The following is a 23500-nucleotide window of genomic DNA, read 5'->3' as shown; positions in this document are numbered from 1 at the left end:
TAATCATATTAAAAAGTTACAAAATTCTTTTTTTTAGTTAGGATTCCTTACTATATTTGCATTGCAATTTTGCATAACCTTAAAATATATACAAATGAGTAAATCAATTTTTTATCATGCTGGATGCCCAGTATGTATTAGTGCAGAACATGATATTGTTAATCTAATTGGGAAAGACAATGTAGAGATTGTTCATTTAGGAGAAGATCGTTCTCAAATCAAAAATGCTGAAACAGCAGGAGTTCAATCTGTTCCTGCACTTCTAACACCTAATGGAAATGTGCTACATATTAACTTTGGAGCTTCTATGGCAGATGTAAAAGGATAATTTTTTTAATTTAAATAGTTAGGAATCCTAATTATAATACAATTTTGAAATGAGTCAATTATTTATCATGGTTGACTCATTTAAACCAACAATACCAAAAAAAAAATGAAAAATTTAATTATAACTATAGTATTCATGGCACTTAGCAGTACGTTAATTGCCTGTGACGAATGTAAAAAATACAATACTGATGATCTACAAATAGTAAAGGCTTCTGTTATACATGATACCAATATCAATAGTACTATTTGGGAAATTAATGTTAAAGGAAACGCAGGAAAAACAACTCCAGCTCCGGCAGGGCAATTGCACGGTGCTCCCGTTTTGGGTTATGTTTTTCCTACGACTCTAAAACCAACAGATGTAGGGTTTAATGACACTAAGGGTATTCTAGCATTGGCTTTAACATCTCATCCCGATTTTGATGACACCCCATTATGGGATGAGAATAATGATTCTATCTATGATAACGATGGGATCATATGGCATCCTCATTGGGTGGTTCTTCATAAAGATGATCGGGTCGAAGGCGGATTATCGGTAAAGCAATTCAAAAAAACAGATACCTCGGTAAAATTACCTCCCACTAATCCTGGAATGCCTATGTATATGGATTCACCCGGTTTTCAAGTCATTACCAACAAAACAAGCATTAAAGTAGTAATACCAGATTATAGAATAAATAATCAAACCGACTTTAAGTTCGATGCCGTTTCTGCCTATATGCAGGTAAATACAGAAATCAAAGATAAACCTATGCTTGGTGTGTATAAAGTATATAATGTTTTAAGCACCGACTTGTCTCTTCCATATACCGTACAATCAAAGTAATATTATAATGATGAAAATAGCCGTTTGGGATACTTACGTACAACGAAATGATGGGATCATAATGCATTTTGACATACTCGTCCCCGATTCTATAACAGATCAGGATATGGTGTTTAAATTCGGAGAAAATTACCTGGATACTAAACCCTTTAAGACAGAGAAAATTACTACTAATGAATGTAGGCTCTGCCATATTGAACAAGCAACTCCAGAAATGATAAATGATATCCAAATCAAAGGATATTCGATTATTGAAATGGAAAATTGCTAAAAACGACAAATAAATAATTAGGATTACTAACTTTGCTAAGGAGAAAGTGATGCTTTCTCTTTAGCATTTTATATGAGTAAAAGTATTTTTGACATATCATTTCAACATAAAGATATCAATAGCAAAATTGTAATTGGCCTGGAACGCATTTCTGAGGTCTTTAGAACGTTGTTATGGGAACACGCAAAAACTGCAGGCTTAAGTCCTATACAGATACAGATCATAATTTTTATTGCATATCACAAAGAAGGTTTATGTACAGTAAGTCATCTTGCAAAAGAGTTTAATGTAACTAAACCTACAATTAGTGATGCTGTTAAGGCACTAGAAAAAAAAGAAATGATCTTCAAAAATAAGACGTCAACAGATAATAGAAGTTATTACATAAGCTTAACTCCAAAAGGACAAAAAAATGTTTCTGAAGTTGAAAACTTTGCAGACCCTATCAAGAAGCAACTTTTAAATTTTGATACCGAGGAACAAGAATCTTTGTTGAAGACCATTAATATCTTAATTTATCAGCTAAACAGATCTGGAATATTATCGGTACAGAGAACTTGTTATGCTTGTAAGTTCTATGAAAAAAATAAAAGCAATCATTATTGTAATTTTATACAAACAGAGCTTGAAGATGCAGATATCAGATTAGATTGTGCTGACTTTGAAGAAAAACCATAAAAAACCTCCTGAATCAAGTTTCAGGAGGTTCTTATCTACAATTAAAGAATCTAATTTATCCTTTTACAGGTTTTGTTGTTTTTTTATTATTTAAATGTTTTGCATAAAATCCCATCATAGCTTTATACATCTCTATAGAGTTTTCTTCTTTACCAAAACCATGACCTTCATCATATCTTACCATATAAGGTACATCAAACCCCTTATCTCTTAAAGCCTTAACGATCTGATCTGATTCATCTATATTTACTCTGGGGTCATTTGCTCCTTGCACTACAAATAGTGGTTTTTTAATTTTATCTATTTGATATACAGGAGACACTTCTTCCATGATAGCTTTTTCTTCGGCCACATCTTCATCATACCATATTTCTTTTATGATCTTTAAATAAGGTTTCCAATAAGGAGGAATAGTTTTCATAAAAGTAAACAAATTAGAAACTCCAACGTAATCTACACCACAAGTATACAAATCAGGAGTTTTAGTTAGGCCTCTCAACACTGCATATCCACCATGACTCCCTCCATAGATAGCTACTTTATCTTTATTCACCCAACCTTGATCGATTACATACTTTAATCCATCCTCTACATCATCCATAGCTTTTCTTCCAATTTCTTTAAATCCTGACTCTAAGAACTTTCTTCCGTACCCCCCAGATATTCTAAAATTCACTTGCAAAGTTGCATACCCTCTACTAGCAAACAATTGAGCTTCTGGATTAAATCCCCATGAATCACGAATACCTTGTGGTCCGCCATGTGGATTTACAATCAATGGAACTTTCTTTCCTTGTAATGCTTCTTTTGGTAAAGTGATATATCCATTTATAGTTAAGCCATCTCTACTTGTAAAAGTAATTGGACGCATTTCGGCCATATCTTTTTCCTTCAGCTGTGGCATTAAGTTATATAACAACTTAAATTCGCCAGTCTTGTTGTCGTAAGAATAATATACTCCATATAATTTATCACTTTGTAAGAAAATTAAATATTTATCTTCTTCATCCGTTTTATCCGCAATAGAGTATTGATGATCTGGAAATTTCGTTGTAATTTTTGCGTGTAATTTCTTATAATAATCACTTACTGGTACAATTATACTCTTTTCTCCTTCATAAGAAAAGTAGTCTAACTCATATCCTCGTTTTTTTGACACCGAAAGGCTAGACACATCATATTCATCGTTCGAGAAAATTTTCTTAATCACTTTATCTGCCTTAAGATCGTATAAATAAATTTGAGATTTATCAGATTTCAGATTAGAAACCACATATGCATCATGAGGATTATCTGTAGCATAATCAAATCTCAGAATAGAAAATGTATCTTTCCAGTTTAACTGTTTAATGATTTCATATTTTCCTTCTTCCTTGGCATAATATAAATCAAAGTTTACTCCATCTCTTATTTTGGCATATCCTTTAAGGTTACCATCTTTATCAAAACTATATCCAGCAATTGGATTTGCAGCATCTTCATTTTTGAATAATTGTTTAATCTCACCAGTAATTATATTGATTTTATAAGGTTCAAAAATTTGTTTGTTATTCTTGTTCATAGAAATGATCATATGATCTTCATCTTCTTTTAAACCTTCAAGAATATTTACCTGAACACCTTCAAAAGGAGTTAATTCTTTTTGATCTGATCCATCAATATTTGCAGCAAAGAGATGATAATCTTCATTTCCTCCCTTATCCATTACATAAACCAAACGGTTATTATTTGCCCAACCATATCCTCGAATCAATTCTTCTTTTTCTTCAATAACACGAGTAATTTTGCCTGTAGCAATTTCTTTTACATATACATGATTTTTTTTATTATCATCTTTCTCTCTATAAGAAAGGTATTTCCCGTTTGGAGAAAAACGAAAAGTTCTGGCTTTAGGTTTTGCAAAATAATCTTCAACTGAATATTTATAATCCCCTTTATCCAAATTACCTAATTCTACAAGAGCAGAATCTGTAGTAACTAATTCTGGGTTACCTGGTATAGTTTTTTCTGATTTTTCCATTTCTAGTGGTAGTTCCATTCCGCCTTGATAAAAAGTTCCTGTAAGTTTTTTTGCATCGACAGTTGCTACATATTTAACTCCTGCTTGTTTTAATGCTAAAGTTAATTGATTGTTTTCAAAAAGTGCTGTATCCATAGGGATTCCTGTTGCTCCTTGAGATGGGCTATCCATTGTTGCTGTTAATGCTCCATTCGTTTTTTCTATATGAAATGCTAAAGGAATTTCTGCCCCCTGAACCGATAATTTCCCTTTCCAGGTTCCTGTAACTTCTTGTCCATACGACTGAGTAAAAGACATGCACAGTAACACGATAAAGGTGGTCCATACTTTTAATGATCTTGTTTTCATTATATGTTAGATTTTATTGATTAATTAAGAGTGTTTGTAAATAGTAAGTAACCAAATTCTACTTTTTGTTACATCATTCATCATAAATTAGTCAAGTAGTTATTCATTTTTTTGTAACCATTAATGTATTAGAGCGTCATATGGATAAATCGATTAAAAAGCTTATTATGAAAATCACCAAACATTCGTCAATCACAACTTTTGTAGTGTTACTATTTTTATCGGCTCTTTCTTTTTCCTCTTTTGCACAAAGTCTCGAAGAAAAATTTGATACTCTTCTGCAAGAGAGGTATAAACCAGATGGCTCCGGAGCTACTGTTTTGGTTGCCAAACAAGGAAAAATCATTTATCATAAAGCTTTTGGGCTTGCTAATATAGAACTCGACGTTCCTATGAAGCCTAATAATGTTTTCGAAATAGGTTCTATCACTAAACAATTTACCTCGGTTGCTATCCTAATGCTTATAGAACAAGGTAAACTTACCATCGAAGATGAAATCACCAAATTCATCCCAGATTACCCTACACATGGAAAAAAAATAACAATACATCACCTCTTAAATCATACTTCAGGGATTAAGAGTTACACCTCTATGAATTTATCAGAGATCGCTGCAAAAGATATGACTCCTACCGAGTTGATCAATTATTTTAAAAATGAACCTATGGATTTTGATCCTGGCGAAAAATGGTTATACAATAACTCTGGATATATTATCCTGGGTTTTATAATTGAAAAAATTTCTGGACAATCTTATGAGGATTTTGTAGAGCAAAATATTTTCAAACCATTAGCGATGAATAATTCATACTATGGTAGTAAAAGAGAAATCATCAAAAACAGAGCTTCGGGATATCAAACTCGAGAAGGGTATGTTAATTCTGCTTATCTAAGCATGACATTACCCTATGCTGCCGGTTCGTTGATGAGTACTGTAGAAGATTTACATAAATGGCAAAATGCAGTTAACACCAATACTCTGGTTAAAACAGAGACTATTAAAAAAGCATTTCAGAATACAACACTAAATAATGGAAAACCTACCTATTATGGATACGGATGGAGTGTAAATGAGATCAATGGAGTACCCACAATTGAACATGGTGGCGGCATCTTTGGATATACCTCCTATCAGATTTATATTCCTGAAGAAGATGTACATGCTGCAATATTAACCAATTGCAACTGCAATAGCCCTACAGACATTACAATTCGTATTGCAGCCTTAGCGATAGATAAACCTTACGGAAAAGAGAAAATAACAAATGTTTCAGCTTCAGTATTAAAAAAACTAACCGGTGTATATAAATTTGAAGATGGAGCTGTTAGAAGTATTAGCTTAAAGGATGGTCAATTATACAGCCAAAGAGATGCCGGTAAGAAATTCAAAATCTTTCCTAAAGCAGAAAACACTTTTTTCTTCGAGGATAGTTTTTCTGAAATCTTGTTTAAAACTGATAGTAAAAAACCTGAAGCTATTTTTAAAAATAGAGTTAAAGAATCTAAAGGATTTAAAACAAATGCGCCTATTCCTGCAGACAAAAAGGCTATTACTGTATCCGAAAATATACTTAGCCAATATGTAGGGGTCTACCAGATCAAAGAAGGATTTAATCTTACAATATCTTTAGAAAACGGACAACTGATTTCGCAAGCTACAGGGCAAAAAAGTTTCAAAATATATCCAGAAAGCGAAACTGTATTTTTTGTAAAAGAGTTCCCTGCTTCTCTAGAGTTTATAAAAGAAAATAATAAGGTGGTTAGCGCTGTACTTAATCAAGGAGGACAAAAAACTCCTGCCAAACGTATTGATTAGTTTTTTATAAAGTTAGCCTATCTTCTGTTACATTTTTCCTAAAAACTGTTTGTTGAAGTATTGGTTTTAGTAATTTTAATACTTGTAACACAAACTATTATTTATGAAAAATCTATGGATTTTGATCATGGCCATTATCATTTCAAGCTGTGGTAACAATAAAAAGCAAGAAAATCAAACTACAGATGCTACAGATAATAAAACCGAAAAGATTCCGGTAGAACCAGATAGCGGTATGGGAGATGGTGCTGTATCTATTATGGATCATCATATTAAAAACATTGAGAAAGCACATAAAAAAGCTGATTTCCTAACCCATAAAGCGGTAAGTTTTAATATTGTTATTTCCTTTGGTGGTAAATTACGTTTGGATGGAAAAATCACCATGTTAACGAATTCTACAAAAATCAGAATTGATAAAAAAGATGAGAGTAAATTGATCTATACTGGTGAAAACGTTTTTTTGTGCCCAGAAGATGCAAACGATAAAGGAGCACGTTTCGATATCTTTACCTGGACTTATTTCTTTGCCATGCCATATAAACTAAATGATCCCGGCAGCAAATTAGAGCTAGAAAACATGAGAGCTTTAAGCGAAGTAGAGTATCAAACTGCTAAGCTTTCTTTCGAAAAAGGTATTGGGGATTCTCCAGATGACTGGTATATTATTTATACAGATCCCAAAGATCACACTTTACAAGCCACAGCGTATATTGTTACATTTGGAAGTAAAGGTGATATTACTAAGGCAGAGAGTGATCCGCATATTATACAATATCAAGATTTTAAAACCGTAGAAGGAATACCATTTGCTACAAAATGGAAGTTTTATGGTTGGACTGAAGAAAAAGGTATCACTAATGAATTGGGAGAAGCCACAATTACAGATATTACCTTTCTGGATGACGAAGGTTCTATTTTTGAAACTCCTGATAATGCCAAAGAGATAAAGTTATGATGTAGCTTCAATACTAAAAACCCCTCCAGAATAAATTCTGGAGGGGTTTATTTTTTATCCTATTCTTTTACAAAATGCAGTATTAATTTTTTGCTACATCGTTAAGATGTGGCGCATCTTGAGCGTTTGATGATTTTGATGTACCACACTGCCCTATTCGAGTCCAACCACTAGATGTTCTTTCATACAAATATCCTCTATATGTTACACGATCTCCTACTTGGTAATTTTGAGAACTGGACCAAGGAGCCACTCCTTCACAAATATCATTTCCACCGCCACCGGGATACATAATTTTTATTCCGGCGATATCTCCGCTAGAAAGCCCATTCCTTTGTGCGTTATAAGTAGATCCATCTTTTTTTACAATAGTAGGTTGCCCATTTGCAGAAAAGGCATAAGAACCATATAACATAATCGAATTAAAATCTAACGAGTTGGTATACTCATCACCATCATACCCTTGCTGAGAATATGTTTTGAAATTAAAATCCCTATTCGCCTGTATATTCTGAAAATTGATTGTGATATACTGATCTCTGTCTTTTCTACTTTGCTCATGCCATAACCCAACAGCATGACCTATTTCATGAATTGTATTCCCGGTAGAACACCCATTTGCAAGATTGATATTTTGTCTTCTACCTGTTCGACCTACAGAAGAAGAGCATCCACTACCACTTCTAAAGTAGATATAGGCTGTCTGATTAGTTCTTTTCACAAATTTAAGGCTTGTATTTGCCTCCCAATGTGCAATCGCATTGGTTACTCTTGCCTGATTAGGTAAACTACTTTGTATTTCATAATACACGGTGTTGTTTGGCCATCTACTTCCTGTACGCCCTGTACTTTTACCGTTTTTGATCATAACATCCTCTTTATCAATAAGGATATCTCCTAAAACATACTGCCCGTCGATTTCTTCAACTTCGACAGATTCCCCGTTAAGCTCGATAGTAACTAATTTTCCTGTTCGTTCTGGATAAGCTTGCTCATGTAAGATTCCTTTTTCAACTACTGTTTGATTTTCTAGTTGTTCGTGAGCATTGTCTTGATCTTTCTCACAAGAAGTGAAAGTTGTGCATGCAACGAATGCTAAAGCACCTAGTACGGTGCTCTTAAAAACTGTTTTCATAATGTATATATTTGAGTTTGTGTTATAAAGTAAACTTCAATTTTCTTGTTTTTATTGTTCTTAATGCAAATCAAGATGTAAATATTTTCATGAAAACATTAAGTTTATAAAATGACCAGTTTTTTTCGTATCTTTAAGAGACACAAGTTTTTCTAAAATTTATTCTCATGACACCTTTATTTAAAAAATTACAGCTACCTCCCTTTTTAGATGAGATATTAATACTTAATGAACCCGAAGGGTTTTGTGAAGACCTTGATTGCCTTAAAGGTGTAACTGTTAAAGAGTCTTTGATTCAGGTATCAGAGGTTGATTTTGCTGTTATATTTGTTACCGAAAAGAAGCAAATAGAAAATCGTATAGAAACCGTATATCCAAAACTGGTAGGTGATGCTATACTTTGGTTTGCATATCCCAAAAAAAACTCTAAAAAATATACTACAGAAATTAATAGAGATTATGGTTGGGGAGTTCTTGGAGATTATAATCTCGAACCCATAAATCATGTTTCTATAGATAAAGATTGGACGGCTTTACGTTTCAGAAAAATCCGTTTTATAAAAAAACAATATGCTTATGCTCATCCAAACAATCAAAAGAAAAACATCCCTACTACATAGTAATCAGCCAAAAACACTGAAAACGGGGTAATTTGATTGACATAACCTCTCTATTTTTGATACTCTAAAACATGCGTATACATTCGGAGTATTATTTCAAACAAAAATTAAAATGAAAAGTAGAGAAGAATATATTAAAGATCTTAAAATTAAATTTGATAACGAGAAATGGGAGAACCCAGAAACAGTAAAAAACTCCTACTTTGATTTTCTTAATTCTGAGAATGACCTTGCTGTAAAATTAATCCCAAATAAAAACAAAGCAAAACTCGGAGAATCAAAAATAGGAGGAACTCCTGATCTTCCAAAAGATATGGAATGGCCTGTTTTTGAAGGTAAAGCAATGGTCTTTTTGGCACAATTAAATTTATCTGAGGTTGCCTTACATCATAATCATGAACTACTTCCTAAAGATGGAATTTTATACTTTTTTGTATATTTTCCAGAACCAGTAAATCAATATGGTGCATGTTTTGATTTTATACTCCCAAAAGAAAATTACAAAATACTATATTATAACCGGGATATATCAGAACTGAAAAGTATGGACTTCCCAGATACTTTGATACCAGAATATCAATTCGAAGACTCTTTAGTAACTTTTAAGTCATTTTTCGAAATTCCTAGTGATATCTATGCCTATACTGAATGGCAAGAAGAAGAAGATTTATCTTATAATGATAATGATCATGTAATAAAATTTCATCAGAATATTTTAAAAACCTTTGAGACAATTCAGATACTAGGAACACCTCTCCCTGTCCAGGATTTTGTTTCTTCTGATTGGGCCTATACTTATATTGAACATGAAGAATCAAATGAAGATGAAGAAGAGTTGGAAGCTGATTTTGTAAACTTACTATCTTTACCGATTTTTAGCAAAATTGGTGATTCTATCGGATATTTTGGAATTCGTAAAGGAGATCTCATCGCTAAAAAATTTGAAAAAACTGTTTTCATAATGCAAGGATCATAAAGAAACAGTATACAATCAACAATAATAAAAGTTTGGATTATCTATAAAAAAGATATGCCATTAGAAAATCTGTAATATATTAAGTAAAAGTATAACACTATATTTTATGTATTATCTGGTATGAATCCTTATGATAACGTATTGTATTTCGGTCATAAGTATTGCCAATGATGAGTACTATTGTTATCAGAAAAGAAATCAAATGGGCTCCTGCACGATATGAAGAATTAGCATCCCATAAAAACAAAGTAAAAAAGGCAAATAGTATACTTGTAACAATTAAAGTCTTTCTGGTAAAAACTCCCAAAACCAAAAATAATCCAATCAAAAATTCCTCAAAAGGCACTAATGGAGCAAGGGCTTCTATAAAACCTATATTAAATACCGTAACATTACCAAAATAGATGTCCAGTCGCTCTAAAAACTCAGAATACCTAATTACATTATAAGTCCCGTACAACACCAGCAACGCTCCAAATATCACTCTAGTGAGATGATATAAATAAATTCTAGTTTTCATGATAGATTTGTGTGAAATTTTGAGCAGCAAATTTATATCTTACCTTCATCCTAATTCTTGTATAATTTTGTATATAACTTGTACAAAAAACAACCTAATCAATTAGTTATCAATACAATCAAACATATTCAACTAAAAATACTTGTATAAAAGAATTCCTGTTTTATTGATTTTATTTTTGTAACTTTAAAATGTTAAAGAATTGTTTATGAACCGTTATACCTTGAATGAGACTTTTGTAGTACATCAATATGCTATTGATGAATGGGAAGCGGAACCTCATAATCATAACTATTTTGAAATCATTTTTATTGAAAAAGGAAGTGGATATCATACCATTAATGATATACGGTTTCCTTATAAAGAAAACAATATCTTTTTACTAGCGCCAGAAGACACACATCACTTCGAAATTGAAAAGCGTACAAATTTTACTTATTTCAAGTTTACAGAGCTTTTGTTTTCTAGTAAAGTCAATCTTCCAGACAGAAAATATTGGTTACAACGTATTGAGCAATTATTACACCAACCCAATATTATACCAGGAGATGTAATTTCTCATGAAGAAGATCGAAGTATTATTTGGGATATTCATAATGTTGTCTTAGAAGAATTTAAAAATGAGAAAGTATATTATCAAGAAATCATTTCTAATGCCATAAGTACTATCCTAAGTATAATAGTTCGTAATATCTCTGAAAAATATAATTCACATCAAAAAAACATGCTTGTTTCTCACAATAAAATAGATTCGATCTTGAGTCATATTAGACAACATGTATATGACAATGATCTTACTAAGATAAATTTTTTGGCTAATAAATTTAATATGTCTCAGAGTTCAATTAGCACATATTTTAAAAGAAAAACAGGAGAATCTATACACCAATACGTTACAAAATATAAAATGAAGTTGGTTGAGTATCGTTTACAACATACTGAATTTACTATTGCAGAAATTGCATATCAATTGGGATATACAGATGAGAGTCACCTTACCAAAACTTTTAAAAAGCATTTTTCGATGTCTCCCAAACAATACCGTAATGAAATGTCTATTAGCTAATCGTAATTTTATCCAAAAATTTCATTTAATATTTTAGCCAGTCGTATTCCTCCTTTTTGCAATTGGATGCGTACAGTAGGAAAATAATCATACATATATTTATAACCTAATTTTTCACCTACATTTGCCGATCCATATACTTGTTGTGCAAGCTTTTGAGATTCGTGTACCCAGTTTACTATACCACCGTTTTGAATTGCTTTAATCTGATCCTTAGATAAAACTGTCTTATTTATAGATAATTCTGTATAGCTCATACCATAATAATCTATCATATCACTATCCCAAACCCTATGCAAGTTAGATCCATCTCTAAACCAACGTACCTGAATATCATTTCCTCCTTTATCTTCTCCTCTACCCACATGAAGCGGTTGGTGTAAATCACCAATAAAATGTACTAGCATTTTAAGATGAAACATCATATCTTCTTTAGATGATTTTTCGTCTTTTAATACCGATATACATGTATTTATCCCTTTTACCAAATCACCATACTCACTAGGCTCTTCTTCACCATATTTCTTATCAAATGGAAAATTAACATAATGCCAGGGGCTATAACCTCTATATTTTTCGTCACTTTTAATTTCATCAGCAAATGTAGAAACCAAAGCAAGACTTTGACCATTAAGAAGTTTTGCAATATTACGTTTTGCTTTCTTTGTTAAGTATGAATCTGCGATCTGACCCGTAGCTCTATGTCCTGTCTTCCCCCAATCATAATCTGCAGAAAATCCAGATAAAGAAATTACGAATAAAACAAGTAACCATTTATATTGAAGTTTCATTTATATATATTTTGAAGCAAAGATAAAAAAGGGTATGTTAGTGATTCGTTAAAAATGATTAATTACGCGTAAATAACATTAAAAATAACAAATAGTAATTGTCTCAAATCAAAATATGCTTTCAAATTTGTCGTTTTATCTGTTTTATGTATGTTGTGTTAGATAATCAAACACGATTCAATTCATATTAAACATTTAGCCAATATCAATTTGATTAGTATTCATTTCTTATTTGTTATATAAACAAACCCCACCTACTATGAAGAGTAAATTTTATTTATTTATGATCTTGATTTCTGCACTGAGTTTTGCTCAAAAAAAAGAATTTAACTCTGCAGTTGTTAAAATCAATAAATATATAGAGGGTTCTTTGGTTACTCCATATTCTGAGGGTAATGTTCCTTTGGTTATTTTTATAATGGATGCCGGGGCGATTAATAGGGATGGTAATGATCGAATGTCTAAAAATGATACTTTTAAGCAACTTTCCTATGAACTTGCCAAAGAAGGTATTGCAACTTATCGCTATGACAAAAGGCTTTTTAAGATGGATGGTTTAGGAATTAAGGAGCATGAAATTTCTTTAGATCATTATATTGAAGATGCAATATCAATAATAGATTATTTCAATAAAAACGGAAAATATAAAAAAATCATTATCGCTGGTCATGGTCAAGGTTCTCTAGTAGGTATGATTGCTGCAAAAGGAAGGGCAAATGGTTTTATTTCTATAGCAGGAAATGCAGCATCAATAGATCAGGTAATTATAGAACAAATTGCGAAACAAGCTCCTGGTTTGGATAAAAGTGCTTCTGTAGCCTTTAAGCAATTAAAAGAAAATGGAAGGGCTACTAATTATGACCCGGCATTAGAATCTATTTTTAGATATAATTTACAACCCTTTATGAGTTCCTGGATAAAGTATAATCCATCTGATGAAATTTTAAAATTAGAAATGCCTATTTTCATAATTTATGGTGATAAAGATATCCAGGTAGAATTAATCCAAGCAGAGAAATTTAAAGAGATTATACCACAAGCCGAATATCTATTTGTTACAAATATGAATCATATCTTAAAAGAAATTAAAGGAGGTAGACTAGAAAATCACAAATCATATAATGAACCCTTTAGAAAAATAATGCCCGAAGTTCTAACCGGGATTACTAACTTTGTGAATCAATAGTTTATTAAAAAAATTATATAACCCTAATCAAAAACACCTAATGCCACATCGCATTGTATTCTCTGATATTGATGGAACACTGTTAAATTCTGAAAGAGAGCTTTCTGAACTTACGATTTCAGAAATTAAGAGAATTAAAAACACTATACCTGTAGTTTTAATTTCTTCTAGAATGCCAGATGCTATGAATCATTTGCAAGAAGAATTAGATATAAAAAACCAACCTATGATATGCTATAATGGAGGGTTAATTTTGGTAGATCAAAAACCTGTTCATTCTACTTTTATATCTCCCGATGTTATAGAAGAATTAGATACTTTTAATAAAGATAAAAAATTTCATATAAGCTTATATCACAATAATGATTGGTTTGTTCCTGAAATGGATTTTTGGGCCAATCGTGAAGCGAATAACACCAAAGTAAATCCGGTGGTAAAACCAACCCAACATGTGGTGCAAGAATGGAAAGCTCATAACAAAGGAGCTCATAAGATTATGTGTATGGGTGAAGAATCTTATATAGATCAAGCGTATGCATTTTTAGAAGATAGTTTCAAAGACACTCTTCATTTATATCGTTCTAAACCAACATATATAGAGATTGCACATAAAAGTATTTCAAAATTAACTGCCATAGAAATACTACTTGACTCCTATTTTAAAATTCCTATTTCTGATGCAGTTGCATTTGGAGATAATTATAATGATATTGCAATGCTACAAGCAGTAGGAACTGGTGTAGCTGTAGCAAATGCAAAACCAGAAACTTTACAAGTAGCAAATGTTATTACGCTTTCGGGAAAAGAAAATGGAGTAGCAACATATATTCAAAAAAATATTTTATAACTGTGCAAAGAACGATTCATACCATAAAAACCCTACTATTTGCATTTGCCATATTTTATTTGGCTACTGGTTGTAAGACTACACAACTTCCTGTTGCTTCAACAAATGTATCTACCATACGTGCTTCTATCGATCTTGTTAATGTAAAAGACGATAAAGTTAAAGTGGAAATCCAAATCGATAACTTAAATTCGGACACAATAAGTTACTACTTGCCAAAAATTGTACCTGGTACTTATCAAAATAACGACTTTGGTAAATATGTTGACGATCTTAAAGCATTTGATCACGAGGGAAATTCTATTGGTGTTCAAAAATATGGGGATAATCGTTGGAAAATAAATAACACCAAACAATTAGACAAAATCACCTACTGGGTAAATGACACCTACGATTCTGAGGATTCTCACGATGTTTTCTCTCCAACAGGATCTAATATTATAAAAGATAAAAATTTCATTTTAAATCTATATGCTTTTGTAGGGTACTTTGGCGGAATGAAAGAAAATAAATACAAGTTATTTATTAAACACCCTTCTTTTCTGGAAGCTTCAGCTTCGGTTGAAGAAATCCTTTTTGACAACGCAACAAATACTTCTAAAAACGATATTGATTATTTTTCTTTTAAAAGATACGCCGATGTAGTAGATAATCCTATTATGTACTCTATTCCTGATAAAGCCAGCTTTAAGGTCAATGATATAGAAATACTTCTAAGTGTTTATTCTAAAAACAAAACTCACAAAGCAGCAAGAATAATGCCTCAGATGGAGCGTATGATTAGAGCACAAAAGGATTTTCTTGGTGATATTAACTCTACAAAAAAGTATACTATATTGCTTTATCTATCCTCTGCAAAATCTGATGATGCACAAGGATTTGGAGCTCTGGAGCATAACACCTCTACAGTAGTTGTATTGCCAGAATCACTATCTCATAAAAAACTTAATGAAGCACTTACCGATGTTGTTTCTCATGAGTTTTTTCATATTGTAACACCGTTAACCATTCATTCTAAAGAAATCCATAATTTTGATTATAACAGTCCAAAAATGTCTGAACATTTGTGGCTATATGAAGGTACTACAGAGTATTTTTCGATGCTATTTCAAATTACACAAGGGCTTATTACTAAAGATGAATTTTTTGAACGAATTATTGGTAAGATTGAAGCATCCTCTTCTTTTGATGATTCTATAGCTTTTACAACTATGAGTAAAAACATTTTGATTGATCCCTATCGCAATAGCTACAGAAATGTTTATGAGAAAGGAGCGTTAATTTCTATGTGTCTGGATATCATAATGCGGGAAAAAAGTGAAGGAGCTTATGGATTACTTGATCTTATTAAAAATTTATCGGTTCGATATGGTATTGATGTTCCTTTTGATGATAAAGAACTTATTAAAGCTGTAGAAGAAGATTCATATCCAGAAGTGAGTACATTTTTACAAACACATGTTATGAGTAATACTCCTATTGATTATGAATTTTATCTTAATATGGCCGGAGTACTTTATGGAACAAAGAATGCACCTTCTTCTTATTTTATTTTTAAACAAGAACCTTTTGTAACTGGTTCTGAAGTTACTAAAGAAGTGATTTTCACATCTGATATCCCGTTTAACAGCTTTTTAAAAGAACTGGGGATTTTAGAAGGAGATGTTTTGCTTAGCATTAACAAAAAAGAATATAATCTTAATAATATATATGATCTGTTTGGTGATTCTAATAAATGGAAAATTGGAGACGAAATTACATTTAGAATTAAGCGTAATAACGAGATCATGACACTCAAATCCAATGTAACCAAACCTACTATAGAGAAGATAATTTTAAAACAAGATCCAAAGGCTTCAGAACAACAAAAGATGGTATTAAAAAAATGGATTAATGACTAGAAACTCCTATTTTGATGTCATTTTTGTCTTCTTCAAATTAAATGTATTTTGCGATATATCTTTTTTAAAACTAAATAATTAATAATGGAAAACGTTCCTTTTTTCACAAATGACACTATAGTTTTTGGGATTTTAATGCTTTGTTTAGGGTTAGTTTTTTATACTTCCTCTATTCACAATAATTTTTGGAAAACTTTCTATAAGTTTGTTCCCGCACTACTACTTTGTTATTTATTACCTGCTATATTCAATTCATTAGGAATCATTTCTCCAGAATGGAAAGAACTAAATGCAGAAGGAGTATTAGTAGAAAAATCTTCTAATGTGTATTATGTAGCCAGTAGGTTTTTACTTCCTGCTTCTTTGGTGTTAATGACATTAAGTATAGATCTTAAAAGTATTTTTAATTTAGGTCCAAAAGCATTAATTATGTTTTTAACAGGCACCCTTGGTGTTATCATTGGTGGTCCAATTGCAATTCTACTCATTTCTCTGGTTTCACCAGAAACTGTTGGCGGAGCTGGATTTGATGCCATTTGGAGAGGTTTATCTACGTTAGCCGGTAGTTGGATTGGTGGAGGAGCAAATCAAGCCGCTATGCTAGAAATTTATCAATATAATCCCGAAAAATATGGAGGAATGGTATTGGTTGATATTGTAGTTGCTAATATATGGATGGCTGTATTATTATTGGGTATTGGCAAGAGTGATAAAATTGACCGGTGGTTAAAAGCAGACAATAGTGCCATCGAAGCGTTAAAGCAAAAAGTATCTAGTTATGCAGAAAGCATAACCCGAACCCCTTCTCTATCGGATTATATTATTATGCTTTCTATTGCATTCACTGTAGTAGGGATTGCGCATTGGGGAGCTGCAGGGATTTCCAATCTATTATCTGATAACTTTGAAGTCTTTAACGACAAGAGTTCTGCATTATCCTCGTTTACTTCTAAGTTCTTTTGGATGATTACCATTGCTACTGCAATCGGAATTCTGTTATCATACACCAAAGTTAAACAATATGAAGGAGCAGGAGCCAGTAAACTAGGAAGTGTCTTTATTTATATTCTGGTAGCTACTATAGGAATGAAAATGGATATCGGTAAGATTTTCGAAAACCCGGGACTTATTGCCATCGGACTTGTTTGGATGGCTATACATGTCTTCCTTCTTATTGGAGTAGCCAAACTAATCAAAGCTCCATACTTTTTCCTTGCTGTGGGTAGTAAAGCTAATATAGGAGGGGCCGCATCTGCGCCAGTAGTTGCTGCTGCATTTCACCCTTCACTCGCAACAGTAGGTGTATTGCTTGCCGTTTTTGGATATGTAGTAGGAACCTACGGAGCCATTTTATGTACCATTCTTATGCAAATAGCCTCGGGAAGCTAATAAAAAAGAGACCATTTTTTTGACCATTAGATTCTATTTTTTTATTTCATTTAAAATAAAACTCGCATCTTTGTGGCCCTAGTAAAAATCAAAAATTAGTACATGAAGTATTTTTCTATTCTATTATTATTAACTGTATTATTAACGAATTGCAGTTCACCTACTAAGGAAGGGAATGTAACAGTAATAGGTAACATCAAAGGATTAAAAAAAGGAATCGTATACTTACAAAAAATACAAGATACGCTATTGGTGAATGTAGATTCTGTAAGTATTGATGGTAATTCTGAATTTGTACTTAAATCTGAGGTTAAAGAGCCAGAAATTCATTACCTATACCTCGATAAAAATGATGGAAAACAATACAATGATCGTATTGACTTTTTTGTAGAGCCAGGAGAGATCACTATAACCACTAATTTACTTGATTTTGAAAATGATGTAAAAATAAAGGGCGGGAAAAATCAAGAGAAGTATACTGAATACAAAAAAATGCTTAAAAGATTTAATGAAAGAAATCTTAGGATCATCAAAGAAGATTTTGAAGCCAGTAAGCAAAAAGATGATGAAAAACTCATTGAAAATGATAAGGCATACAAAAATTTAATGCGTCAAAAATATCTATATACTATTAATTTTGCGGTAACAAACAGAAAATTAGAAGTAGCCCCTTATATCACACTTAATGAAGTTTTTGATGCCAACATAAAATTTCTGGATACCGTTGCCAGATCTTTAAGTCCTAAGGTAAAAAAATCATTATACGGAAAGCAGTTGATCAAGTATATTGATGATCGTAAGGCTAAAGAAGCAGAAGTAAAGGCTACTATAGAAGAATAACTTTCTAAAACTCTGCAGATTTCCCAATATTTAAAGTGTCTTTTAATTCCCTAAAAATTATTTTTGGAAGAAGAATTTGCGCACAAATTCTTTGTTAAATTTTATAAACGACTTAAACTCATAAAAAAGAAAAGCGAACCGAAGTTCGCTAAATTTTATGGCCAACATTTTGCTGGACATGTATTAAAACAACTAATCTCACTTGGGCCTGGACAACCTCCTGTTGCTCCTCCTTTAACTTGCGTTAACCCTAATTTAGAAATAGATTTTTTGTTAAGTTTCAATGATTTCAGATTCTTTTTTTTCATGATATATATTTAAAGGTTAATAACACAACCAAATTAAGAAAATATCTACTTACAAAAGTTAAAAAACGATTAATAAAAGGAAAGTTTGATCTATTCGTATAAGCATCTATCATAAAATGTTAATTGAGGTATTACCGTATATCATCGATATGTATTTTCCTTAATTTAGTGATGAAACTTAAAACCTAAACATCATGTTAAAAACCATTCTAAATTTAGAAGGAACAAAAAGTCTTAAAAAAAGTGAACAAAAAGGAATACACGGTGGTCGTATTCCGGTACTTAGAAAATGTTGTAACCCTGCGCTACGATGCTGTACTACTTCTCATGTAGCATTAAACAATCCTAGTTGTGGCGCTACTTATATCCCAGGATGCTCTTATCACCCATCAAACGGTTGCTGTATCTAGAAAAATCGTTTTATAGAATATTTAATTATTCTAAATGTATTCTTTCTTTTTTAAACAGTCTAAAAAAGAAAAAGTCCTAAACTTAATGTTTAGGACTTTTTTTAAGAGCCGATAGAGGGACTCGAACCCACGACCTGCTGATTACAAATCAGCTGCTCTAGCCAGCTGAGCTATATCGGCAAAAACGGTTGCAAATATAATTTCTACAACCGTTTTTACAAATATTTTTTAAAGAAAAATTACAATGCATTTACTTTTTTAACTAAAGCTTTAGCTATTTTTTCTAAATCATCACGAAGAGATTTAAAATGTTTTTTAGGATTTTCAAGTTTTCGTTCATTAGCTCTAGCCATAAAACCATCAAAAGATGTAATTGCTTCATCAATGATTGCTTCTCCAGATTTACCATCTTTACCAGGGTTTTCTAATTCCCACATATAGACTTCTTCTATAATATCTCCTAAAACGTAGTTTATATCTTTTTTAAGGTCTCTCTTATTTGCCATATCTAATTTGTTTTGTGCAAAATTAGTGTTTTCAATTTAATAATGAAGTATGTAAAAGACGAACTCCTCCTCTAATTTTTATTTTCTGAAGAAGTTGGTTACTTGTTTACTATTTCTTTTATTTTTTCTAGTGCTTTATTTACATGTTCTGAGGCTTTCATGCTATTAAATTTTAGTTGTATGATTCCTTTTTCATCTATCACGTAGGTTTCTCTTCCTGGTAGTAATCCCAACAATTCTGATTTCACACCAAAAAGTTTTCTTAATTCACCATTAGGGTCAGATAAAAACATAAAAGGAAGTTTGTATGAGCTCTTAAATCTTGTGTGTGATTTTATACTATCGGCACTTATGCCTATCACTTCTACACCAAGATTTTCAAAATCTACATAATTATCCCTAAAATTACAGGCTTCTTTTGTACAACCGGGAGTGAAGTTTTTAGGATAAAAATAAAGTACCAGGGGCTTTTTCCCGATAATACCAGAACTCAAAAAATGTTCTCCTTTATCATTTGTAGCGATAAACTCGGGAACCTTATCACCTACTTGTAGTCCCATGTTTTATTCTCCTTTATAGATTACAAAATTGCGAGGAGTTTCGTATAAAGTAACTTCAATATCGTATTGCGAAGCTATCTTTTTACGCAATCTATGCCATATTACAAAGGCTATATTTTCTACTGTAGGATTTAAACTCTTAAACTCTTCTACCTCTTCGTTAAGATTTTTATGATCCATATAGTCTTCGACTTCGGTTTTAATGTACTCTTTTAAAATCTTAAGATCCATCAAAAAACCTGTTTCCGGATCAATCTCTCCTATTACAGCTACGATAAGTTCGTAATTATGGCCGTGATATTTTGGATTGCTACACTTGCCGAATATTTGAAGGTTTTTTTCGTCACTCCAATCCTTTCTATATAATCGATGTGCTGCATTAAAATGAGCTTTTCTACATGCTTTAATCCTCATAAGGTTATGTGCGAATAAAATTTTTCAAAAATGATTTTAAACCATTCTGTATATAGTTCGGGATGTACTAATATGTCATGTTTCACAGCTTCTATAGACATCCATTTCCAATTGACTACTTCTTCTAGATTAATAACAGGATCTTCTTCATACTTTCCTAATAACACATGGTCATATTCATGTTCGGTAAGTCCATTATCAAAAGGAGCTTTATATATAAACGAAACAGAATCTTTTAATGAAGTGGTAAACCCCATTTCTTCTTGTAATCTTCGTATTCCTGCTTCTACATTAGTTTCTCCTTCTCTTTGGTGACTACAGCATGTATTTGTCCATAAACCTGGTGAATGGTATTTATGATGCGCTCTTTGCTGAAGCATCAATTCGTTTTTACTATTCATAATAAATACCGAAAAGGCTCTATGCAATACAGCTTTTTGATGTGCTTCTAGTTTGGGCATCAACCCGATTTGCTCGTCATTTTCGTTAACCAGGATAACTTTTTCTTCTTCTTCCATTGTTTTTAATTGCTTCAAAATTACAAAATCATAAGAGTAATTCATAATCCATATTGCCTATAGAGATTAATTTAGCAATATCTATTCTTAGTAAAAATCTTTGTCATAGAATTAAAAATACTAAAGCAAGAAACCTACCACATCTCAAGGCTTGGTTTATATCTATTTTGGGGTATGCACTTATAGTTTTCAAAAAACAGAATTTCTTGAATAAAAAACACCTCATGCTATTGAGGCGTTTTTGACTATATGTAAAAATATATTGTACTAAAATTTATTTAATAATAATAAATTCACTTCGTCTATTTAATTGATGTTTATCTTTCTCGCAATTCGATTCATTACCGCAGTCATTAACCAATTGGGTTTCTCCATATCCTTTTCCTATTAATCGATCTGCAGATATACCATTATCGATCATATAATTTACAGTAGCTTCGGCTCTTTTTTCAGACAAATATAAGTTGTATTGATCTTCTCCATGGCTATCTGTATGCGCTCTTATTTCTAGTTTCATATTAGCGTACTGATTCATCACTTCAATTACTTTTGCCAGTTCTATTTTTGCATCAGAACGTATTGTGTAGCCATTAAAATTAAAATAAATCGGTTTAAGCGCTAATACCTTTGTTAAATCATCTCCTACATCTGCAGTTTTAATTTTCTTTTCTAGTGCAAGTGGAGTATCCATAGTTTGGGATTTATCCGACGTATTCACAAGTTTCTCCAAAGTATTGTATTCCTCTTTCTCTGCTCGTACAAAGTAGCTGGATTCACATTCTACCAGTTGTGAATAGGTAGCTTCATTACCCATAACAAAACTTTGTATTAAATTGTTGTTACTATCATATAGAGAGACTTTGGTCCCTGGTAGTAATTCATTAGTATCTTTATCGGTAACCAATCCTGCAATTGTAGTCTCGCAGAAATCTTTTAAATCTTCTAGTTCTACAAAGCTATAAATATCATCGCTTCCTTTTCCTCCTTCACGATTGGACGAAAAATATCCTTTCTTGGTATTCTCATCAATTATAAATGCAAAATCATCTTTAGGTCCATTAATAGGCCTACCAACATTTACTACTAATTTTTCTTTATCTGTTTGCGGATTAACCTTTGTAACGTATACATCTAATCCTCCTAAGCCCATATGCCCATCAGACGAAAAATACAACTCGCCATCTGCTCCTATAAATGGGAAGGTTTCTTTTCCTTCTGTATTAATTCTATCTCCCAAATTTTTTGGTTCTCCAAAACTACCATCACCATTAATAGCCACTTCATATAAATCAGAGAGTCCTTTTCCTCCAGGCATATCTGATGAAAAATACAATGTTTTTTCATCACTACTTAATGTAGGGTGTGCAACAGAATACTCGTCACTATTAAATGGTAAATTTTGCGGTGTTGTCCATCCTCCTTCAGGGTTTTTATAGGAACGATATATTTTCAACTTATTTGTTCCTCTTTGATCACGGCCTAGTTTTCCTTCTTCAAAATTATTTCTTGTAAAGTAAATAGTTCGTGTATCTTTTGTAAAAACAGGTGTTGATTCATGAAATTTGGAATTTATTTTTCGATCAAACCTTTTAATTTTCGAAAAATTACTATTCACCGAGTCATATGTTGCTTCAAAAAGATTTAAGAAAGCCTCTCCATTCCATTGGTGAATAGTTTTTTTAAATGTTAGCGTATCTCTAGATGAGCTAAAAACTATATTTTTTCCATAAAAAGCAGTTCCAAACTCAACAAAAGAAGAATTTACTGATGCATTTTCTATTTCAAATCTACCCGATTGAAAATCGATCCGTTTTAGATAATCAGAGCCGTCTAAAAATAATTTTGCGCGTAGATCATTTCCATTAGCAGTCGCAAATTTTTGCATGTATGTATCAGAATCCTGATATCTTTCTACAGTTTTTAGTGTTTGTGCGTATCTAAAGTAGTATTCGGGTTGGACTTGATCGGGATAAGAATTTACTAATTCTTCATACCATTTTAGTGCCTCTTCAAACTGGCTATTAAAATAATAACTATCTCCCAGATTCATAAAAAGATCTGCACTCTTATATCCTTTTCTAGCTACTTTAAGATACGTTTCTTGTGCATCAATATATTGGTACTTATCGTACTGCTCTTTGGCTTTTTTGAGTTTTTTTTCCTGAGATAAAAGAGTATTGTTTCCGAAAAACAACAGCATAAAAATCAATAATGATTTAAGTAAATATTTCCCCATTTTTTTACTATTACATTTTAAAAACT

General features: G+C 31.9%; 25 protein-coding genes and 1 tRNA gene. 15 read left to right on the top strand and 11 right to left on the bottom strand.

The genetic code is table 11. From position 1 onward, the window contains the following. The first annotated feature begins 94 nt into the window (after window positions 1-94). From DK441_RS17745 to DK441_RS17730, 4 genes are all read left to right on the top strand, one after another. Window positions 95-328 (top strand): thioredoxin family protein, encoded by a 234-nt coding sequence (locus DK441_RS17745; RefSeq protein ID WP_109851875.1) that lies wholly within the window; start codon window positions 95-97, stop codon window positions 326-328. Window positions 329-433: 105 nt separating this feature from the next. After that, window positions 434-1159: a hypothetical protein gene (locus DK441_RS17740; protein WP_025665974.1), complete on the top strand. Its 726-nt coding sequence runs from the start codon at window positions 434-436 to the stop codon at window positions 1157-1159. Window positions 1160-1166: 7 nt separating this feature from the next. Continuing rightward, a complete protein-coding gene (locus DK441_RS17735; RefSeq protein WP_370444326.1) occupies window positions 1167-1430 on the top strand; it encodes a DUF2024 family protein in 264 nt (87 codons plus the stop codon). Between the two features lie 72 nt (window positions 1431-1502). Beyond that, the gene (locus tag DK441_RS17730) at window positions 1503-2108 is read left to right on the top strand and encodes a MarR family winged helix-turn-helix transcriptional regulator (protein ID WP_109851874.1); all 606 of its coding nucleotides are present in this window, start codon (window positions 1503-1505) and stop codon (window positions 2106-2108) included. A gap of 55 nt (window positions 2109-2163) precedes the next feature. On the opposite strand, the gene DK441_RS17725 is transcribed toward DK441_RS17730, so the two are convergent. Then, window positions 2164-4425, bottom strand: a complete 2262-nt coding sequence (locus DK441_RS17725; protein WP_109851873.1) for a S9 family peptidase — start codon at window positions 4423-4425, stop codon at window positions 2164-2166. A 218-nt stretch (window positions 4426-4643) separates the two neighbouring features. Here DK441_RS17725 and DK441_RS17720 point away from each other — a divergent pair, with 218 nt between their 5' ends. Both DK441_RS17720 and DK441_RS17715 read left to right on the top strand, forming a co-directional pair. Continuing rightward, the gene (locus tag DK441_RS17720) at window positions 4644-6293 is read left to right on the top strand and encodes a serine hydrolase (RefSeq protein WP_109853553.1); all 1650 of its coding nucleotides are present in this window, start codon (window positions 4644-4646) and stop codon (window positions 6291-6293) included. 103 nt (window positions 6294-6396) lie between these two features. Then, window positions 6397-7251 carry a DUF6503 family protein gene (locus DK441_RS17715; RefSeq protein WP_109851872.1) on the top strand — a complete coding sequence of 285 codons (855 nt, stop codon included), beginning with the start codon at window positions 6397-6399 and terminating at the stop codon, window positions 7249-7251. An 82-nt stretch (window positions 7252-7333) separates the two neighbouring features. On the opposite strand, the gene DK441_RS17710 is transcribed toward DK441_RS17715, so the two are convergent. Next, complete coding sequence (locus DK441_RS17710; RefSeq protein ID WP_160112154.1) at window positions 7334-8386, bottom strand: M12 family metallopeptidase; 1053 nt, start codon at window positions 8384-8386, stop codon at window positions 7334-7336. A gap of 167 nt (window positions 8387-8553) precedes the next feature. On the opposite strand from DK441_RS17710, the gene DK441_RS17705 reads away from it, so the two are divergent. Then, window positions 8554-9006, top strand: a complete 453-nt coding sequence (locus tag DK441_RS17705) for a hypothetical protein (protein WP_109851871.1) — start codon at window positions 8554-8556, stop codon at window positions 9004-9006. A 112-nt stretch (window positions 9007-9118) separates the two neighbouring features. Next, window positions 9119-9982 carry a DUF1963 domain-containing protein gene (locus DK441_RS17700; RefSeq protein ID WP_109851870.1) on the top strand — a complete coding sequence of 288 codons (864 nt, stop codon included), beginning with the start codon at window positions 9119-9121 and terminating at the stop codon, window positions 9980-9982. A 97-nt stretch (window positions 9983-10079) separates the two neighbouring features. Here DK441_RS17700 and DK441_RS26690 read toward each other — a convergent pair whose 3' ends face one another. Then, window positions 10080-10502, bottom strand: coding sequence for a DoxX family membrane protein (locus DK441_RS26690; protein ID WP_160112153.1), 423 nt, complete (start codon window positions 10500-10502; stop codon window positions 10080-10082). A 208-nt stretch (window positions 10503-10710) separates the two neighbouring features. Here DK441_RS26690 and DK441_RS17690 point away from each other — a divergent pair, with 208 nt between their 5' ends. Continuing rightward, window positions 10711-11568: an AraC family transcriptional regulator gene (locus DK441_RS17690; RefSeq protein ID WP_109851868.1), complete on the top strand. Its 858-nt coding sequence runs from the start codon at window positions 10711-10713 to the stop codon at window positions 11566-11568. Window positions 11569-11576: 8 nt separating this feature from the next. Here DK441_RS17690 and DK441_RS17685 read toward each other — a convergent pair whose 3' ends face one another. After that, on the bottom strand, window positions 11577-12359 hold the full coding sequence (locus DK441_RS17685; protein ID WP_109851867.1) for a S1/P1 nuclease: 783 nt from the start codon (window positions 12357-12359) through the stop codon (window positions 11577-11579). 259 nt (window positions 12360-12618) lie between these two features. Here DK441_RS17685 and DK441_RS17680 point away from each other — a divergent pair, with 259 nt between their 5' ends. The 5 genes from DK441_RS17680 to DK441_RS17660 all read left to right on the top strand — a co-directional run bounded on the left by DK441_RS17680 (window position 12619) and on the right by DK441_RS17660 (window position 18522). Then, window positions 12619-13545 (top strand): alpha/beta hydrolase, encoded by a 927-nt coding sequence (locus DK441_RS17680; RefSeq protein ID WP_109851866.1) that lies wholly within the window; start codon window positions 12619-12621, stop codon window positions 13543-13545. 40 nt (window positions 13546-13585) lie between these two features. Beyond that, on the top strand, window positions 13586-14392 hold the full coding sequence (locus DK441_RS17675; protein ID WP_109851865.1) for a Cof-type HAD-IIB family hydrolase: 807 nt from the start codon (window positions 13586-13588) through the stop codon (window positions 14390-14392). A 2-nt stretch (window positions 14393-14394) separates the two neighbouring features. Beyond that, entirely contained in the window at window positions 14395-16293 is a 1899-nt protein-coding gene (locus DK441_RS17670; protein ID WP_109851864.1) for a peptidase M61, read from the top strand. An 84-nt stretch (window positions 16294-16377) separates the two neighbouring features. Beyond that, the gene (locus DK441_RS17665) at window positions 16378-17682 is read left to right on the top strand and encodes a DUF819 domain-containing protein (protein WP_109851863.1); all 1305 of its coding nucleotides are present in this window, start codon (window positions 16378-16380) and stop codon (window positions 17680-17682) included. A 102-nt stretch (window positions 17683-17784) separates the two neighbouring features. After that, window positions 17785-18522, top strand: coding sequence for a DUF4369 domain-containing protein (locus DK441_RS17660; protein ID WP_109851862.1), 738 nt, complete (start codon window positions 17785-17787; stop codon window positions 18520-18522). Window positions 18523-18677: 155 nt separating this feature from the next. Here the strand turns inward: DK441_RS17660 and DK441_RS26685 are convergent, their stop codons facing one another. After that, window positions 18678-18830: a hypothetical protein gene (locus tag DK441_RS26685; RefSeq protein WP_160112152.1), complete on the bottom strand. Its 153-nt coding sequence runs from the start codon at window positions 18828-18830 to the stop codon at window positions 18678-18680. Between the two features lie 194 nt (window positions 18831-19024). On the opposite strand from DK441_RS26685, the gene DK441_RS26680 reads away from it, so the two are divergent. Continuing rightward, on the top strand, window positions 19025-19240 hold the full coding sequence (locus DK441_RS26680; RefSeq protein WP_074408204.1) for a hypothetical protein: 216 nt from the start codon (window positions 19025-19027) through the stop codon (window positions 19238-19240). Between the two features lie 106 nt (window positions 19241-19346). Here DK441_RS26680 and DK441_RS17650 read toward each other — a convergent pair. The 6 genes from DK441_RS17650 to DK441_RS17625 form a co-directional block, all read right to left on the bottom strand. Further along, window positions 19347-19420: transfer RNA gene (locus DK441_RS17650), tRNA-Thr, on the bottom strand. A gap of 59 nt (window positions 19421-19479) precedes the next feature. Then, complete coding sequence (locus DK441_RS17645; RefSeq protein WP_109851860.1) at window positions 19480-19746, bottom strand: hypothetical protein; 267 nt, start codon at window positions 19744-19746, stop codon at window positions 19480-19482. A 98-nt stretch (window positions 19747-19844) separates the two neighbouring features. After that, window positions 19845-20306, bottom strand: a complete 462-nt coding sequence (locus tag DK441_RS17640) for a peroxiredoxin (RefSeq protein ID WP_109851859.1) — start codon at window positions 20304-20306, stop codon at window positions 19845-19847. Window positions 20307-20309: 3 nt separating this feature from the next. Then, window positions 20310-20720, bottom strand: a complete 411-nt coding sequence (locus DK441_RS17635; protein WP_025665954.1) for a 6-carboxytetrahydropterin synthase — start codon at window positions 20718-20720, stop codon at window positions 20310-20312. Beyond that, window positions 20717-21238 carry an isopentenyl-diphosphate Delta-isomerase gene (gene idi / locus DK441_RS17630; protein ID WP_109851858.1) on the bottom strand — a complete coding sequence of 174 codons (522 nt, stop codon included), beginning with the start codon at window positions 21236-21238 and terminating at the stop codon, window positions 20717-20719. The genes DK441_RS17635 and idi overlap by 4 nt, the downstream gene beginning before the upstream one ends. Window positions 21239-21512: 274 nt before the next feature. Then, window positions 21513-23474, bottom strand: coding sequence for an OmpA family protein (locus tag DK441_RS17625; protein WP_109851857.1), 1962 nt, complete (start codon window positions 23472-23474; stop codon window positions 21513-21515). Between the last annotated feature and the right edge of the window lie 26 nt (window positions 23475-23500).

Origin of the sequence: Aquimarina sp. AU58 (assembly GCF_900312745.1) — a bacterium.
GTDB lineage: Bacteria > Bacteroidota > Bacteroidia > Flavobacteriales > Flavobacteriaceae > Aquimarina > Aquimarina spinulae.
This window is presented reverse-complemented; position numbering and strand designations above follow the sequence as displayed.